The organism is Caenimonas sp. SL110, from assembly GCF_001044395.1.
Classification (GTDB): Bacteria; Pseudomonadota; Gammaproteobacteria; order Burkholderiales; family Burkholderiaceae_C; genus Ramlibacter.
On sequence record NZ_JANU01000001.1, the window covers coordinates 1 to 14,524 of the forward strand.

General features: G+C 64.0%; 11 protein-coding genes. 7 read left to right on the plus strand and 4 right to left on the minus strand.

The genetic code is table 11. The annotated features are described in order from the left end of the window. Nucleotides 1–55: 55 nt before the first annotated feature. A complete protein-coding gene (locus AQ12_RS00005) occupies nucleotides 56–1,165 on the minus strand; it encodes a helix-turn-helix domain-containing protein (protein WP_048437795.1) in 1,110 nt (369 codons plus the stop codon). 185 nt (nucleotides 1,166–1,350) lie between these two features. On the opposite strand from AQ12_RS00005, the gene AQ12_RS00010 reads away from it, so the two are divergent. From AQ12_RS00010 to AQ12_RS00030, 5 genes are read left to right on the plus strand one after another with little or no spacing between them, the layout of a single operon-like run. After that, the gene (locus tag AQ12_RS00010; protein ID WP_048437796.1) at nucleotides 1,351–1,815 is read left to right on the plus strand and encodes a (2Fe-2S)-binding protein; all 465 of its coding nucleotides are present in this window, start codon (nucleotides 1,351–1,353) and stop codon (nucleotides 1,813–1,815) included. A gap of 12 nt (nucleotides 1,816–1,827) precedes the next feature. Further along, a complete protein-coding gene (locus tag AQ12_RS00015; RefSeq protein WP_048437797.1) occupies nucleotides 1,828–4,200 on the plus strand; it encodes a xanthine dehydrogenase family protein molybdopterin-binding subunit in 2,373 nt (790 codons plus the stop codon). A gap of 13 nt (nucleotides 4,201–4,213) precedes the next feature. Continuing rightward, nucleotides 4,214–5,005 (plus strand): xanthine dehydrogenase family protein subunit M, encoded by a 792-nt coding sequence (locus tag AQ12_RS00020; protein ID WP_048437798.1) that lies wholly within the window; start codon nucleotides 4,214–4,216, stop codon nucleotides 5,003–5,005. A 10-nt stretch (nucleotides 5,006–5,015) separates the two neighbouring features. Continuing rightward, complete coding sequence (locus AQ12_RS00025) at nucleotides 5,016–5,945, plus strand: MoxR family ATPase (RefSeq protein WP_048437799.1); 930 nt, start codon at nucleotides 5,016–5,018, stop codon at nucleotides 5,943–5,945. Between the two features lie 11 nt (nucleotides 5,946–5,956). Beyond that, nucleotides 5,957–7,141, plus strand: coding sequence for a VWA domain-containing protein (locus AQ12_RS00030; RefSeq protein WP_048437800.1), 1,185 nt, complete (start codon nucleotides 5,957–5,959; stop codon nucleotides 7,139–7,141). Nucleotides 7,142–7,150: 9 nt separating this feature from the next. Here AQ12_RS00030 and AQ12_RS00035 read toward each other — a convergent pair whose 3' ends face one another. Genes AQ12_RS00035 through AQ12_RS00045 form a run of 3 tightly spaced genes read right to left on the minus strand, consistent with a single transcriptional unit; the run spans nucleotide 7,151 to nucleotide 9,973 of the window. Then, nucleotides 7,151–8,446, minus strand: coding sequence for a TRAP transporter large permease (locus tag AQ12_RS00035; RefSeq protein WP_048437801.1), 1,296 nt, complete (start codon nucleotides 8,444–8,446; stop codon nucleotides 7,151–7,153). Next, nucleotides 8,439–8,948, minus strand: a complete 510-nt coding sequence (locus AQ12_RS00040; protein ID WP_048437802.1) for a TRAP transporter small permease — start codon at nucleotides 8,946–8,948, stop codon at nucleotides 8,439–8,441. Before AQ12_RS00040 ends, AQ12_RS00035 begins: the two co-directional genes overlap by 8 nt. A gap of 59 nt (nucleotides 8,949–9,007) precedes the next feature. Then, a complete protein-coding gene (locus AQ12_RS00045) occupies nucleotides 9,008–9,973 on the minus strand; it encodes a TRAP transporter substrate-binding protein (protein ID WP_048437803.1) in 966 nt (321 codons plus the stop codon). Between the two features lie 105 nt (nucleotides 9,974–10,078). On the opposite strand from AQ12_RS00045, the gene AQ12_RS00050 reads away from it, so the two are divergent. Together AQ12_RS00050 and AQ12_RS00055 are read left to right on the plus strand one after the other, a co-directional pair. Next, a complete protein-coding gene (locus AQ12_RS00050; protein ID WP_048437804.1) occupies nucleotides 10,079–10,774 on the plus strand; it encodes a hypothetical protein in 696 nt (231 codons plus the stop codon). A gap of 20 nt (nucleotides 10,775–10,794) precedes the next feature. Further along, nucleotides 10,795–14,451 carry a hydantoinase B/oxoprolinase family protein gene (locus AQ12_RS00055; protein ID WP_048437909.1) on the plus strand — a complete coding sequence of 1,219 codons (3,657 nt, stop codon included), beginning with the start codon at nucleotides 10,795–10,797 and terminating at the stop codon, nucleotides 14,449–14,451. Nucleotides 14,452–14,524 lie beyond the last annotated feature (73 nt).

Genomic DNA, 14,524 nt, shown 5'->3' on the forward strand with positions numbered 1-14,524 from the left:
TTTGCGGCAGGGGGCCGATTACTTCGCTTGATCCGCAATCCATGACTTCAGCGGCTTACTTCTTGCCCAGCTTGCGATAGACCGTCGCGCGGCTGATGCCCAGGGCGCGCGCGGCTTGCATCACATTGCCGCGCGCTTCGTCGACGGCCTTGCGAATCAATGCTGCTTCCACATCTCGCAGTGGCAACGCGCGAGATGCCTGCCGACCCTGGGCAGGTTGCCCCGGCGCACAAGACAGCACCTGCAGCCGCAAGCCCGACCACAGCGGCACTTCCAGCGGATGCTCCAGCCCGGCGGAGTCGAACAGCATCTCCATCGGCATCGCAAACAGCTCGCTGCAATGCAGCCGTCCGGGACGCGGCTCTGCCAGCAGCGACACCATCTGCCGCGCCGACGGATTCGCACCCACCACACAGCCATCGCCATCCAGCGCAATCAGGCCATCGGTGTCGTCGCCGATCGCGTGACCGGGCCAGTTGAGCCGCAGCAGCAAGGCATGGGGACGCGCGATCGCCAGCGCGTTTTCGATGCTGCGCGCCGCCTGCGCGGCAAGGTGCTTGAGCTCCGGTCGCTCTATCGTTTCGACGCCCGTCAAATCGAGCATGCCCGCGCAACTGCCGTCCGGGCCGAAGAAGGGCGCGCCCGCGCAGCTGTACACGCTGGTGTCGCGAAAGAAGTGTTCGCCTCGATGCAGCCACACCGGCTGGTGCTCGGCAAGCGCTGCGCCAATCGCAGTCGTGCCAACAGCGGCTTCGGACAGGTCAACGCCGATACGCGTTATCAGATGCGCCCGCGCATCGCTGCGATCAATCGAGCCGCCCACATCGACAACGATGCCGTTCGCATCCGTCAGGATCGCAAAGTAGCGCGTACTGGCAATCGCGCGGCTCAACTGGTCGAGCACGGGTCGCGCGACCTGCACCAGCTCATGCCCCGCATCTGACGCGCGGCGCGTGGCCTGCGCTGGCAATACATCAAACGCCAGGTGTTCATCGGGCCGGCGACCGCGCGCCATGCAGCGACGCCAGGACCGCTCGATCCAGCTGTGGTTGAACCAGGCGTCGACCATGGAATCGGTGGCGCTGCGGCCCTCGAACATGATGGCGGCGCGCGCCTGCTCGATGCGCAGCAGGCGTTCGTCAGAGCTCGTTTGCGTGGTCGCCATGGTGTCGTGTGTGAACCCCGGGGATTGTCTGTGTCTGTGTCGAACAGGCCGCAACCGCCGATTGTTCCATTTTGAGAATTTCGTGTCAGCCTTTCTTTGCGCCTAGGGTTTCGCCTAGGTGCCGGGTTCGGGCGTGGTCGAACAATGAAATTTCCTGGAGACAACCCAAGAGGAAGGCACACGCCATGCAGGTTCAACTGAAGGTCAACGGCAAGGCCGCGTCCATCGACGTCGCCCCCAACACTCTGCTCGTCACCGCGCTGCGGGAGCACCTCAAGCTCACCGGCACGCACGTCGGCTGCGACACCGCCCAGTGCGGCGCGTGCACCGTGATCGTCAACGGCCGCGCGATCAAGTCGTGCAACACCCTGGCCGCGCAGCAGGACGGCAGCGAGATCACCACCATCGAAGGCCTCGCGCAGGAGGACGGCACCATGCACCCGATGCAGGCTGCGTTCAAGGAGTGCCACGGCCTGCAATGCGGCTTCTGCACCACCGGCATGGTGATGAGCGCCATCGACCTGTGCAAGCAAAAGCCCAATGCGTCCGAGACCGAGATCCGCGAGATGCTGGACGGCAACATCTGCCGCTGCACCGGCTATCAGAACATTGTCAAAGCCGTGCAACAGGGCCAGCAGGCCATGAGCTAACAGGAGACAGACATGGGTGCATCAGACTTCTCCAAACTGCCTCACATCGGTGAGTCCGTCCGCCGCAAGGAGGACTACCGCTTTCTGACCGGCGCAGGCCAGTACACCGACGACATCAACCTGGCCAACCAGCGCTATGCGGTCTTCGTGCGCTCGCCGCATGCGCATGCCACGATCAATTCGATCGACACCGCGGCAGCGTCGGCCATGCCCGGCGTGACGCGAATCTTCACCGGCAAGGACCTCGAAGGAAAGATGGGCGGCTTGCCATGCGGCTGGCTCATCACCTCCACCGACGGCACGCCGATGAAGGAGCCGCCGCATCCGGTGCTCGCGCTCGGCAAGGTGCGCTACGTCGGCGACCATGTGGCGATGGTCGTGGCCGACACGCTCGACCAGGCACGCAATGCGGCCGAGGCGGTGGAAGTCGATTACGACGTGTTGCCTGCCGTGGTGAGCGTCTCGGACGCCGCCAAGGCCACGGCGCTTCACGAGGCCGCGCCGGACAACCATTGCTACAAGTGGGCGCTGGGCGACAAGGCGGCGGTGGACGCTGTGTTTGCTACAGCCGCACACGTCACCAAGCTGGACCTGACCAACAACCGGCTGATTCCCAACGCGATGGAGCCGCGCGCTGCCATCGGCTCGTTCAGCCGGGCGAACGACGAGTACACGCTGTACGTGTCCAACCAGAACCCGCACGTCGAACGCCTGTTGATGACGGCATTTGTGCTGGGCCTGCCCGAGCACAAGGTGCGCGTGATCGCACCGGATGTCGGCGGTGGCTTCGGCTCCAAGATCTTTCTCTACGCCGAAGATGTGGCGCTGACCTGGGCCGCCAAGCAGCTCAACTGCGCGATCAAGTGGACCGCCGATCGCAGCGAATCCTTCGTGTCGGACGCGCATGGCCGCGACCATGTGAGCCACGCCGAAATGGCGATGGATGCCAACGGCAAGTTCCTCGCCATGCGGGTGCACACCGATGCCAATCTGGGCGCGTATCTTTCGACCTTCTCCACAGCAGTGCCGACCATCCTGTACGCAACACTGCTCGCGGGCCAGTACGCAACGCCAATGATTCACGTCGAGGTCGATGCGTGGTTTACCAACACTGCGCCGGTCGATGCGTATCGCGGGGCGGGACGGCCCGAGGCGACCTATCTGCTGGAGCGACTGGTCACACGTTGCGCGTGGGAGATGAACCTGGCGCAAGACGAAATCCGCAGGCGCAATTTCATCACCACATTCCCCTACCAGACGCCGGTCGCATTGCAATACGACGTAGGCGACTACGGCGCTGCGATGGACAAGGCCAATGCGCTGGCCGAGGTGGCCGGCTTCGATGCGCGGCGCAAGGCGAGCGAGGCCAGGGGCTTCAAGCGCGGCATCGGCTACAGCAGCTACATCGAGGCGTGCGGCATCGCACCATCGAACATCGCAGGCGCGCTCGGTGCGCGCGCGGGCCTGTTCGAGTGCGGCGAAATCCGCGTGCACCCGACCGGCAGCGTGACGGTGTTCACCGGATCGCACAGCCACGGCCAGGGGCACGAGACCACGTTTGCACAAGTGGTAGCTGCGCGCCTGGGCATCCCGGTGGAGAACGTCGATGTGGTTCACGGCGACACCGGGCGTGTGCCTTTCGGCATGGGCACTTATGGCTCACGGTCCATCTCGGTGGGCGGCGCTGCGATCATGAAGGCGCTCGACAAGATCGAGACCAAGGCCAAGAAGATCGCGGCCCACCTGATGGAGGCGAGCGACGCCGACATCGAGTTCGAAGGCGGCGAGTTCAAGGTCAAGGGAACGGACAAGAAGATTCCGTTCGGCCAGGTGGCGCTCACGGCCTACGTCCCGCACAACTATCCGCTGGACAAGCTGGAGCCCGGCCTGAACGAGACGGCGTTTTATGACCCGACCAACTTCACCTTCCCGGCGGGCACCTACATCTGCGAAGTGGAGATCGATACGGCGACCGGCTCCGTGCGTGTCGACCGCTTCACCGCTGTCGATGACTTCGGCACCATCATCAACCCGATGATCGTCGAGGGCCAGGTGCATGGCGGCATCGTGCAGGGCATTGGCCAGGCGCTGATGGAAAACTGCGTGTACGACAAGGAATCGGGCCAGTTGCTCACCGGCAGTTTCATGGACTACGCCATGCCGCGCGCCGACGACTTTCCGATGTTCAAGCTCGACACGATCTGCACGCCGTGTACGCACAACCCGCTGGGCACCAAAGGCTGCGGCGAAGCCGGCGCGATCGGCTCACCACCGGCAGTCATCAATGCTGTGCTCGATGCATTGCGCCCGCTGGGCGTGACAGACCTCGACATGCCCGCATCGTCCGCACGCGTGTGGGATGCCATCCAGTCGGCCCGGCCCTGAAAGGATCATCACCATGTACCAATTTGCATTGCAGCGCCCCGCATCCCTTGCCGATGCGACGGCGAACCTCGGCGCCAGCGTCAGGCCTCTGGCCGGTGGGCAGACCCTGATCGCGTCGCTCAAGATGCGCCTGGCCAGCCCGGATGCGCTAGTGGATCTGTCGCGCATTCCCGATCTCGGCCTCATCCGCAAGGACGGGAATGCGATCGTCGTCGGGGCGATGGCGCGTCACGCCGATGTGGCGTCGAATGCCGAGTTGCTCGCTGCGATTCCTGCGCTCGCGCATCTGGCCTCCAGCATCGGCGACAGGCAGGTGCGGGCGATGGGCACGCTGGGCGGCTCGATTGCCAACAACGATCCTGCGGCCGACTATCCGGCGGGCGTTCTCGGCCTGGGTGCGACGGTGCAGACGACGCAGCGCAAGATCCCGGCGGACCAGTATTTCCAGGGGCTGTTCACCACGGCACTCAATGAGAACGAGTTGATCACATCGGTCTCGTTCCCGATTCCGAAACGTGCGGCCTACGTCAAGTTCAAGCAACCGGCTTCGCGCTTTGCGTTGACGGGTGTCTTTGTGGCGCAGACCGATGCCGGTGTTCGCGTGGCCGTGACGGGCGGAGGCAAGGGCGTGTTCCGGCACGCAGGCCTGGAGGCTGCGCTCAACCAGAGTTTCTCGGCTGCATCGGCTGCGGGCGTGAAGATCGACGCCAGCGATCTGTCGAGTGATCTGCACGGCTCGGCTGCCTATCGCGCCAACCTCATCAGCGTGCTGACCCAGCGCGCGGTGACGCAGGCGCTGGGCTAAGCTCGCGGGGATGACAACCAGCCCAGAGCCATCTGCCCAGCAGCCATTCGCCGATATCGACGCGGTTGTTCGCGGGCTTGAGCAGGTCGGCTACTTTGCCGACCGGCGGCTCGCCACCGCTGTATTTCTTGCGCTGCGGTTGCAGCGCCCCTTGCTGCTCGAAGGCGAGCCGGGGGTTGGCAAGACCGAACTCGCCAAGGCCTTGTCACGCGCCTTGCAGCGCGAGCTGCTGCGCTTGCAGTGCTATGACGGCCTGGAGCAGCGCGAGGCGCTCTACGAATGGAACTACGCGGCGCAGCTTCTGCACATGCGTGCGGCGGAGGGCAAGGAGGGCGTGGACCAGATCGAGCGAGAGGTCTACCAGGACCGCTACCTGATCCGCCGTCCGTTGTTGCAGGCCCTGCAGGCGCCGTCGCCGGGGGCCGTGCTGCTCATCGACGAAGTGGACCGCGCCGACGAGCCGTTCGAGGCGTTTCTGCTGGAGTATCTGGGCGAGTACCAGGTGAGCATTCCCGAGATCGGCACGATCCGCGCGCAGGCGACGCCGGTCACGATTCTCACGAGCAATCGAACGCGCGAGCTCAACGATGCGGTGAAGCGGCGGTGCCTTTATCACTGGCTCGACTACCCCGATCGCGAGCGTGAGCTGGCGATCGTGCGGTCTCAGGTTCCGCAGGCCAGCGCGGCCTTGTCGCAGCAGGTGGCCAACTTTGTGGGCAGGCTGCGCAGCCAGCCGTTTGCAGATGCATTCCAGCGCTCGCCCGGTATTGCCGAGGGCGTGGAGTGGGCCAGGGCGCTGGTCGCGCTGGACACACTGGAGCTGGACCCCGAGGTCGTGACGGATACAGCCGGCATCCTGTTCAAGCAGCGCGACGACGTGGCTGCGCTCACGCGCGAACTCGCTGCCGAGGTGCTCAAGCCTGAGCCTGAGCTGGGCTAGGCTCATCACGCATGGCCTCGCAGCTTGGCGATTCGCGCACCGGCAAGCTGGCCGGCAACATCACCGGGTTTGGCCGGGCGCTTCGGCGTGCCGGCGTCAATGTCGATAGCGCGCGCATCGCGCTGGCCACTGACGCGGCGCTGGAAGTGGGCGTGCATCGCAAGTTCGACCTGGGCGCTGCGCTCGAAGCGGTGATGGTCAGCCGCGAGCAGGACCGGCTGGTGTTTCGCGAACTGTTCGAGATCTACTTTCGCGACCCCGATATCGCGGGCAAGCTGCTGTCGCAGATGCTGCCGAGCGCCGAAGGCAAGGCAGAGCCCGTCAAGCGCAGGCCGCGTGTGCGCGATGCGCTCGCGCCGCAGAAATCGTTTGGCAAGAACCAGGCGCAGACCGACAAGGAAATCGACCTCGATGCCGCGATGACGGCCAGCGATTTTCGGCGTCTGCAGCATGCGGATTTCAACGGACTGGGGGCTGCGGAATACCGGCTGGTCGAAAAGCTCGCGCGAGACATCCGGCTGGCCGTGCCGACGGTGTTGTCGCGCCGCACACAGCCGGCTGCGCGAGGCAATCGGATGCACTGGCCGGGGATCATGCGGCACGCGCCACGCACGGGCGGCGAGCTGATCGAGCTGAGGCATCTGCAGCGACGGCGTGAGCCGTTGCCGCTGCTCGTGCTGGTGGATGTGTCGGGGTCGATGGAGCGGTATGCGCGCTTGCTGCTGGCGTTTTTGCACACGGCCACGAGGGGTCACAGGCGGCGCGATGTGTTTGCCTTCGGAACCCATCTGACGGACCTCACGCCTGCGTTTCGCATCTCGGACTCGGATGCGATGCTGGCAGCTGCAAGCGCCGCGATTTCGGATTTCGCAGGGGGGACGCGCCTGGGCGAATCGCTTTCAACGCTGCGGATTCACCATGCGCGCAGGCTGGTGGGGCGCCGTACGCTCGTGTTGCTCATCAGCGATGGACTGGACACGGGTGAGCCCGAAGTGCTGACCCGCGAACTGGGTTGGCTCAAGCGCCATACGCGGCGCTTGCTGTGGCTCAACCCTCTGCTGCGCTTCGACGGCTATGAGCCGCTCGCGCGCGGCGCTGCGGTGTTGCACCGGCATGTCGACGGCATGCTGGCAGTGCACAACCTGGAGAAGCTGGGGGACCTCGCGGGTAGCCTGGCGAAGGTGCTCAGGGCCTGAGCGCCTGCATCACATCTTTCCTGGAAGCCAGGTCGCGATCTGCGGGAAGAACCACAGCAACAAAACCATCAGGCACATCAGTAAAAAGAACGGCATGGTCACCTTGGCAATCCAGGTGATTTCCTTGCCGGTCATGCCCTGCAGCACAAACAGGTTGAAGCCCACGGGCGGCGTGATCTGCGCCATCTCGACCACGATCACGATGAAGATGCCGAACCAGATCAGGTCGAGCCCGGCGGCCTGCACCGTCGGAAGAATCACGCCCATGGTCAGCACCACCATCGAGATGCCGTCGAGAAAGCAGCCCAGGATGATGTAGAAAACCGCGAGCGCGACGATCAGCATGAAGGGGCTCAGGCCCAGCCCGGTGACGAATTCAGCGAGGTGTCTTGGCAGGCCAATATAGCCCATCGCCAGCGTGAGGAAAGCGGCCCCCGCCAGGATCAGCGCGATCATGCAATACAGGCGTGTTGCGCCCAGCAGCGAGTCGCGAAACGCAGCCCATGACAGCGAGCCCTGGAACAGCGACAGCACCAGCGAACCCACGACGCCCAGTGCGGCTGCCTCCGTCGCTGTTGCGATGCCGGTGTAGATCGAGCCCAGCACGCAGCCGATCAGCAGCACCACGGGTATCAGGTGCCTTGATTCATGAACACGCTGGACAAAGGTCATGTTGCCATCGGGCAAGGGAATCTTGTCCTTGTTCATCAGGGCCCAGACCGCGAGGTAGGCCGAGAACAGCGACGCGAGCAGGATGCCCGGAAAGATGCCGGCCACAAAGAGCCGCGCAATCGATACGTCGGCCGTGACGCCGTAGACGATCATGATGATGGAAGGCGGAATCAAGAGGCCCAGCGTGCCCGCGCCGGCGAGCGATCCGATGGTGATGGACTCGGGGTAGCCGCGCTTGCCCAGTTCGGGAAGCGTCATCTTGCCGATGGTGGCGCAGGTGGCTGCCGAGGAACCGGAGACAGCCGCGAAGATCGTGCAGCCGATCACGTTGGTGTGCAGCAGGCGGCCGGGCAGCTTGTCGACCCAGGGCGCCAGCCCCTTGAACATGCTTTCGCTCAACTTCGTTCGAAACAGGATCTCGCCCATCCAGACGAACAGCGGCAAAGCCGTGAGCGTCCAGCTCGACGCCGATCCCCAGACCGTGATGGCCATGGCATCGCCGGCAGGGCGCGACGAGAACAGTTGCATGCCGATCCATGCAACGCCGGACAGGGTCAGGCCGATCCACACACTGCTGCCCAGCAGGGCAAACAGCGTGACGATCAGCAAGGTGGTGATGACGACGTCATTCATTGTGGAGCGCCTCTTCGCTTGTCGCTTGCTTGCGCTGTCCGGTCAGCTGCAGCCACCACTCGTCCATGAATGCAACCAGCAGGATGACCGAGCCCACGGCCATTGCGATCTGCGGAATCCACAGGGGCGTGGCGTCGTTGCCGGTGGAGATGTCGTTGATGACCCGTGACTGCCAGGCCAGGCGCACCGAGTAGTACGCGAACAGGCCAGACAGGAAGATCGCGGCCGTCAGGGCCCACATCTCCAGGGCGTGCAATGCCTTGCCCTTCAGGCGCCCGAGCAGCAGGGTCACGCGAATGTGTTCGTTGTGCTTGAGCGTGTGGGCCAGCGCCAGAAATCCGGCGGCAGCCATGCTGTAGCCCGCGTAGGCGTCGGTGCCCGCCGCGTGAAAACCGAACTGCCGGCTGATGATGGACAGCAGCACCATCAGCAAGACGCCGATCATCGCGAGCGCAGCAAGCCATGCCGCGCCGTCATACAACAGGTCCAGGAATCGTCTCATCGCAAAAAAATCCCGCTGCGACTCGGGTTCGCAGCGGGATTGCCTTTCATGTGGGGGAATTACTTGCGGTACGCGTCGACGGCGGCTTTGCCATCGGGACCGGCCTTGGCGAGCCAGTCGTTGAGCATGGTCGCGCCGACTTTCTTCAGGTCTGCGTTGAGCTGCGCAGTGGGCTGGACGATGTTCATGCCCTTGGCCTTGAGCTGCTCCACATACCAGCCGTTCTTTTCTTCGCTGAGTTTCCAGCCACGCGTTTCCGCATCGGCGGCCGCCTTGAGCACCGCGTCTTGCGTGGGCTTGTCCAGCGCCCCGAATGCAGCTGCATTGACGATGATTGCGTTCTTGGGCAACCAGGCCTGCGTGTTGTACCAGTTCTTGATGTGCTCGTAGGTCTTGGAGTCGTAGCCGGTGGAGCCGGACGACATGTACGAATCGACCACGCCGGTGGCAAGTGCCTGCGAGAGTTCGGCGGCCTGCACGGTGACAGGTTGCGCACCGACCAGTTCGGCGATCTTGGCGGTGGCGGGGCTGTAGGCGCGCCACTTCAGGCCCTTCATGTCGGCCGCGGAGTTGAGCGTCTTGTTGGCGTAGATGCCTTGTGGCGGCCACGCGACCGTGTAGAGCAGGCGCATGTTCTGTGTGGCCAGCAGCTTTTCGAGCGCGGGCTTTTGCGCGCGATAGAGCTTCATCGAATCGGCGTATCCGGTTGCCAGGAAGGGCACGCCGTCCAGGCCGAACAGGGGATTTTCATTTTCAAAGTTCACCAGCAGGATTTCGCCGGCCTGTGCCTGGCCCTGCTGCACCGCGCGCTTGATCTCGGGCGCCTTGAACAGCGACGCGTTGGCGTGAACCGTGATCTTGAGCTTGCCGGCCGTGGCCTTGTCCACATCAGCGGCGAACTGCATCAGGTTTTCGGTGTGGAAGTTCGATGCCGGGTAGGCGGCAGGCAGGTCCCACTTGGTCTGTGCGTAGGCGCTTGCGCCGAGCGTGAGGGCCGCCGCGAGCAGTACTTGCTTGAATTTCATGGACTCTCCGAGAATGCTGGAATGGATGAGGAAGCAAGGATAAATGCAAGTAGCGGGCCAGCACTACCGGTGTTTCCCCCCGGAGCAAGGCGTCTGGGCATCCTGATGCTGGATACGCGGTTCCCCAGGCCGATGGGGGATCTGGGCAATCCGGCGAGCTGGGGGGTGCCGACCGAACTGCTTGTCGTGCAGGGGATTGGCCCCGCCGATGCGGTTCAATCGGCGCAGCAGCTCAGGCAGGGGCCCGTATTGCGCGCGTTCTGCGAAGCGGTCGTGGAACTGAAGCGGCGCGGCGTGGCGGCCATCACGACGAGTTGCGGGTTTCTCGCGCCCTTGCAGCGTGATCTGCAACGTGCAGCTTCGATACGCGCGGTGACATCGAGCCTGACGCTGCTGCCCTCATTGCTGGCAGAAGGCCTGCCGGTGGGCGTGTTGACCATCAACTCCCAGCGCCTGGGGGCGGATCACTTTCTGGCGCTGGGCATCTCGCATGCGCAACTGGGCCGACTGGTCGTGGAAGGAATGCCGGCAGGTGGGCGGTTCTCCCGCTCTATCCTGGGCAATCGCAAGGATCTGGATATCGAGGGGGCCGGCGACGAGGTTGTCGCTGCGGCCCTGCGCCTGAAGGCGCGAGCGCCCGCTGTGCGGACGCTGGTGCTGGAGTGCACCAACATGCCGCCCTATGCGCAGCGAATCAGGCAGGCCACCGGCTTTCGCGTGCTGAGCCTGCTGGATTCCCCGCTGTTGCGGGCGGCTTTGGCGGTCGATCAGCTTGCTGCATGCAGGGCCCCGATCGCCTGAGAGTGGGTACGATCCACGGCATGACGGACACCGCAATTCCAACCCCGACCCCAACCCCAACGTCCACCCAGCGCTGGCAATTCTGGATTGACCGGGGCGGCACTTTCACCGACGTGGTGGGGCGGCGTCCTGATGGCAGCCTGGTGACGCACAAGCTGCTGTCGGAAAACCCCGAGCAGTACCGAGATGCGGCAGTCGCCGGCATTCGTCACCTGCTGGGCTTGAAGGCTGGCGAGGCCGTCACACCGCAGCAGGTGGAGTGCGTGAAGATGGGCACCACGGTGGCCACCAATGCCCTGCTCGAACGCAAGGGCGAGCCGACGCTGCTGGTGACCACGCGCGGCTTTCGCGATGCCTTGCGGATCGCGTATCAAAACCGGCCTCGCATTTTTGATCGCCACATCGTGTTGCCCGAGCTGCTGTATTCGGAGGTGATCGAGGCCAACGAGCGCGTTGGCGCACGCGGCGAGATGCTGGTGGCGCTCGACGAACCGCAGCTGCAGGCCGAACTGGTCGCCGCATACGGGCGCGGCCTGCGCAGCGTTGCGGTCGTTTTCATGCACGGCTATCGCTTCACCGAGCACGAGCAGGCCGCAAGGCGCATCGCGGCCGAGGTGGGATTCACCCAGATCAGCACGTCGCATGAAACCAGCCCGATGATGAAGTTCGTCAGCCGAGGCGACACGACGGTGGTCGATGCCTATCTGTCGCCCATCCTGCGGCGTTATGTGGACCAGGTTGCAGGTGAAATGCCGGGCGTGAAGCTGTTTTTCATGCAGTCGTCGGGCGGGCTCACCGACGCGCACGCGTTTCATGGCAAGGATGCGATTCTTTCCGGCCCGGCGGGCGGCATTGTGGGCATGGCGCGTACAGCGCAACTCGGCGGCCACGACAAGGTGATTGGTTTTGACATGGGCGGCACCTCCACCGACGTGTCGCACTTTGCAGGCGAATTCGAGCGCGAGTTCGAAACGCAGGTTGCGGGTGTTCGCATGCGCGCGCCGATGATGAGCATTCACACCGTGGCGGCAGGCGGCGGATCGATCCTGGAGTTCGACGGATCGCGCTTTCGGGTGGGGCCGCGAAGCGCGGGCGCCAATCCCGGACCGGCGAGCTACCGGCGTGGCGGGCCGCTTGCCGTGACCGATGCCAACGTGATGGTCGGCAAGATCCAGCCGCGTTATTTTCCGAAGGTGTTCGGGCCCGGGGCCGATGAGGCGCTGAGTTACGAGGCGGTCGAAGCGAAGTTCACCGAGCTCGCTGCGCGCACCGGCCGCAGCGCCGAAATGGTGGCCGAAGGTTTCATCGACATTGCCGTGCAGCAGATGGCCAATGCGATCAAGAAGATTTCGGTCGCGCGCGGCTACGACGTGACTCGCTACACCCTGCAATGCTTTGGCGGCGCGGGCGGACAGCATGCGTGCCTGGTTGCCGATGCGCTGGGCATGACGCGCGTCTTCGTCCATCCGCTGGCGGGTGTGCTATCGGCATACGGCATGGGGCTTGCGGACCAGAACGCGATTCGTGAGCAGGCCATTGAATTGCCGCTCGCGCAAGCATCGCTTGCGTTGGTCGCTGAACGTCTGGACGCCCTGGGTGCGGCTGCGCAAGCCGAACTGGAGCGCGAGCAGGTCAACGCTGGCAAGGTGCGCATTCTTCGGCGCGTCCATGTGCGCTACGAAGGCAGCGATGCGGCGCTCGTGGTGCCCTTTGGCGATCTTGGGGCGATCGTTGCCGGATTCGAGTCGGCGTATCGCCAGCGGTTTGCCTTTCTCATGCAGGGCAAGAATTTGATGGTGGAGGCCGTGTCTGTTGAGGCGGTGGTCTCGGGCGACGCGCCTGCTGAACCGCGGCGCGAGATGAACCCGCCGCGTCCGGTGCCGCATCGCGAAAAGGTCAAGATGTATTCGGGCGGCCTGTGGCACGAAGCCGCGCTGGTCGTGCGCGAAGACTTGCAGGCCGGCGACATCATTGCCGGGCCCGCGATCATCGCGGAGAAAAATGCGACCACGATTGTCGAACCCGGCTGGGAGGCACAACTCACTGCGCTGGACCACATCGTGCTCGATCGTCGCGTGGCTCGTGACGTCAAGTACGCAGCGGGCACCACGGTGGACCCGGTGTTGCTGGAGGTCTTCAACAACCTCTTCATGAACATCGCCGAACAAATGGGACTGCAATTGCAGAACACCGCGTACTCGGTGAACATCAAGGAGCGTCTGGATTTCTCTTGCGCGCTGTTCGATGCACAGGGCAACCTGATCGCGAATGCGCCGCACATGCCGGTTCACCTGGGTTCCATGGGCGAAAGCATCAAGACGGTGATTCGGGAGAACGCGGGCCGCATGTCGCCGGGCGATGTGTTCGTGCTCAATGATCCGTATCACGGTGGAACGCATCTGCCGGACGTGACGGTGATCACGCCGGTGTACCTGGGTGTTGCGGGCGAGGACAAGCCGCTGTTCTATGTCGGCTCTCGTGGGCATCACGCGGATATCGGCGGGATCACGCCGGGCTCGATGCCGCCTTTTTCGACACGGATCGAAGAGGAGGGCGTGCAGATCAACAACGTGAAGCTGGTCGATCGCGGCGTGCTGCGCGAGGCCGAGATACTGGCGCTGCTGCGAAGCGGACAACACCCGAGCCGAAATCCGCAGCAGAACCTCGCCGATCTGAAAGCGCAGATCGCGGCCAACGAGAAAGGTGTTCAGGAACTGCGCAAGATGGTCACGCAGTTCGGCCTGGATGTCGTGCAGGCCTACATGCGGCACGTGCAGGACAACGCAGAGGAATCGGTACGGCGCGTGATCACCCGGCTGAAAGATGGTGCATTCACCTTGCCGCTGGACAACGGCGCGCAGATCAAGGTTGCGATTCGTGTGGATGCGGGCAACCGCAGCGCCGAAATCGACTTCACGGGTACATCGCCGCAGCAGGTGAACAACTTCAATGCGCCGACGGCGGTGTGCATGGCTGCCGTGCTCTATGTGTTCCGTACGCTGGTCGATGACGACATCCCGCTCAATGCCGGCTGCCTGAAGCCCTTGAAGGTGATCATTCCACCGGGCTCGATGCTCAACCCCAACCCGCCTGCGTCTGTCGTGGCGGGCAATGTCGAGACATCGACCTGCATCACCAACACGCTCTACGGCGCGCTCGGCGTGATGGCCGCAGGGCAGTGCACCATGAACAATTTCACGTTCGGCAATGCGCGGTATCAGTACTACGAGACGATTTCCGGCGGCAGCGGCGCGGGTGCGGTGATCGATGCATCAGGCAGCGTGGTCGATGGCTTCAATGGGACGAGCGTGGTGCAGGCGCACATGACCAACTCGCGCCTGACCGATCCGGAAGTGCTGGAGTTCCGCTTTCCGGTTCGACTCGAAAGCTACGAGATTCGCAAGGGATCGGGCGGGGCAGGGCATTGGCATGGAGGCGATGGTGGTGTGCGCCGCGTTCGATTCCTGGAGCCGATGACGGCGAGCATCTTGTCCAACGGCCGCAAGCACGGCTCGTTTGGCATGGCGGGCGGGCAGGCGGGTCAGGTGGGATTGAATCGCGTTGTCCGCGTGGACGGCACGACCCTGTCGCTGGATCACATCGGCCAGGCCGAGATGAACGAAGGCGACATCTTCGAGATTCAGACCCCCGGCGGCGGCGGTTACGGCAAGGCGTAAAAAACCCGCCGGGGCGCTGGGCACACGGCGGGTTTTTTGCTGACGTCTGCGCGTCTTCGTGTTCGTCCTCTTC

Bases quoted from the DNA above. Each gene is read 5' to 3' on its own strand.
- AQ12_RS00005 (WP_048437795.1), bottom strand. From the start codon at position 1,165: ATGGCGACCACGCAAACGAGCTCTGACGAACGCCTGCTGCGCATCGAG.
- AQ12_RS00010 (WP_048437796.1), top strand. From the start codon at position 1,351: ATGCAGGTTCAACTGAAGGTCAACGGCAAGGCCGCGTCCATCGACGTC.
- AQ12_RS00015 (WP_048437797.1), top strand. From the start codon at position 1,828: ATGGGTGCATCAGACTTCTCCAAACTGCCTCACATCGGTGAGTCCGTC.
- AQ12_RS00020 (WP_048437798.1), top strand. From the start codon at position 4,214: ATGTACCAATTTGCATTGCAGCGCCCCGCATCCCTTGCCGATGCGACG.
- AQ12_RS00025 (WP_048437799.1), top strand. From the start codon at position 5,016: ATGACAACCAGCCCAGAGCCATCTGCCCAGCAGCCATTCGCCGATATC.
- AQ12_RS00030 (WP_048437800.1), top strand. From the start codon at position 5,957: ATGGCCTCGCAGCTTGGCGATTCGCGCACCGGCAAGCTGGCCGGCAAC.
- AQ12_RS00035 (WP_048437801.1), bottom strand. From the start codon at position 8,446: ATGAATGACGTCGTCATCACCACCTTGCTGATCGTCACGCTGTTTGCC.
- AQ12_RS00040 (WP_048437802.1), bottom strand. From the start codon at position 8,948: ATGAGACGATTCCTGGACCTGTTGTATGACGGCGCGGCATGGCTTGCT.
- AQ12_RS00045 (WP_048437803.1), bottom strand. From the start codon at position 9,973: ATGAAATTCAAGCAAGTACTGCTCGCGGCGGCCCTCACGCTCGGCGCA.
- AQ12_RS00050 (WP_048437804.1), top strand. From the start codon at position 10,079: ATGCTGGATACGCGGTTCCCCAGGCCGATGGGGGATCTGGGCAATCCG.
- AQ12_RS00055 (WP_048437909.1), top strand. From the start codon at position 10,795: ATGACGGACACCGCAATTCCAACCCCGACCCCAACCCCAACGTCCACC.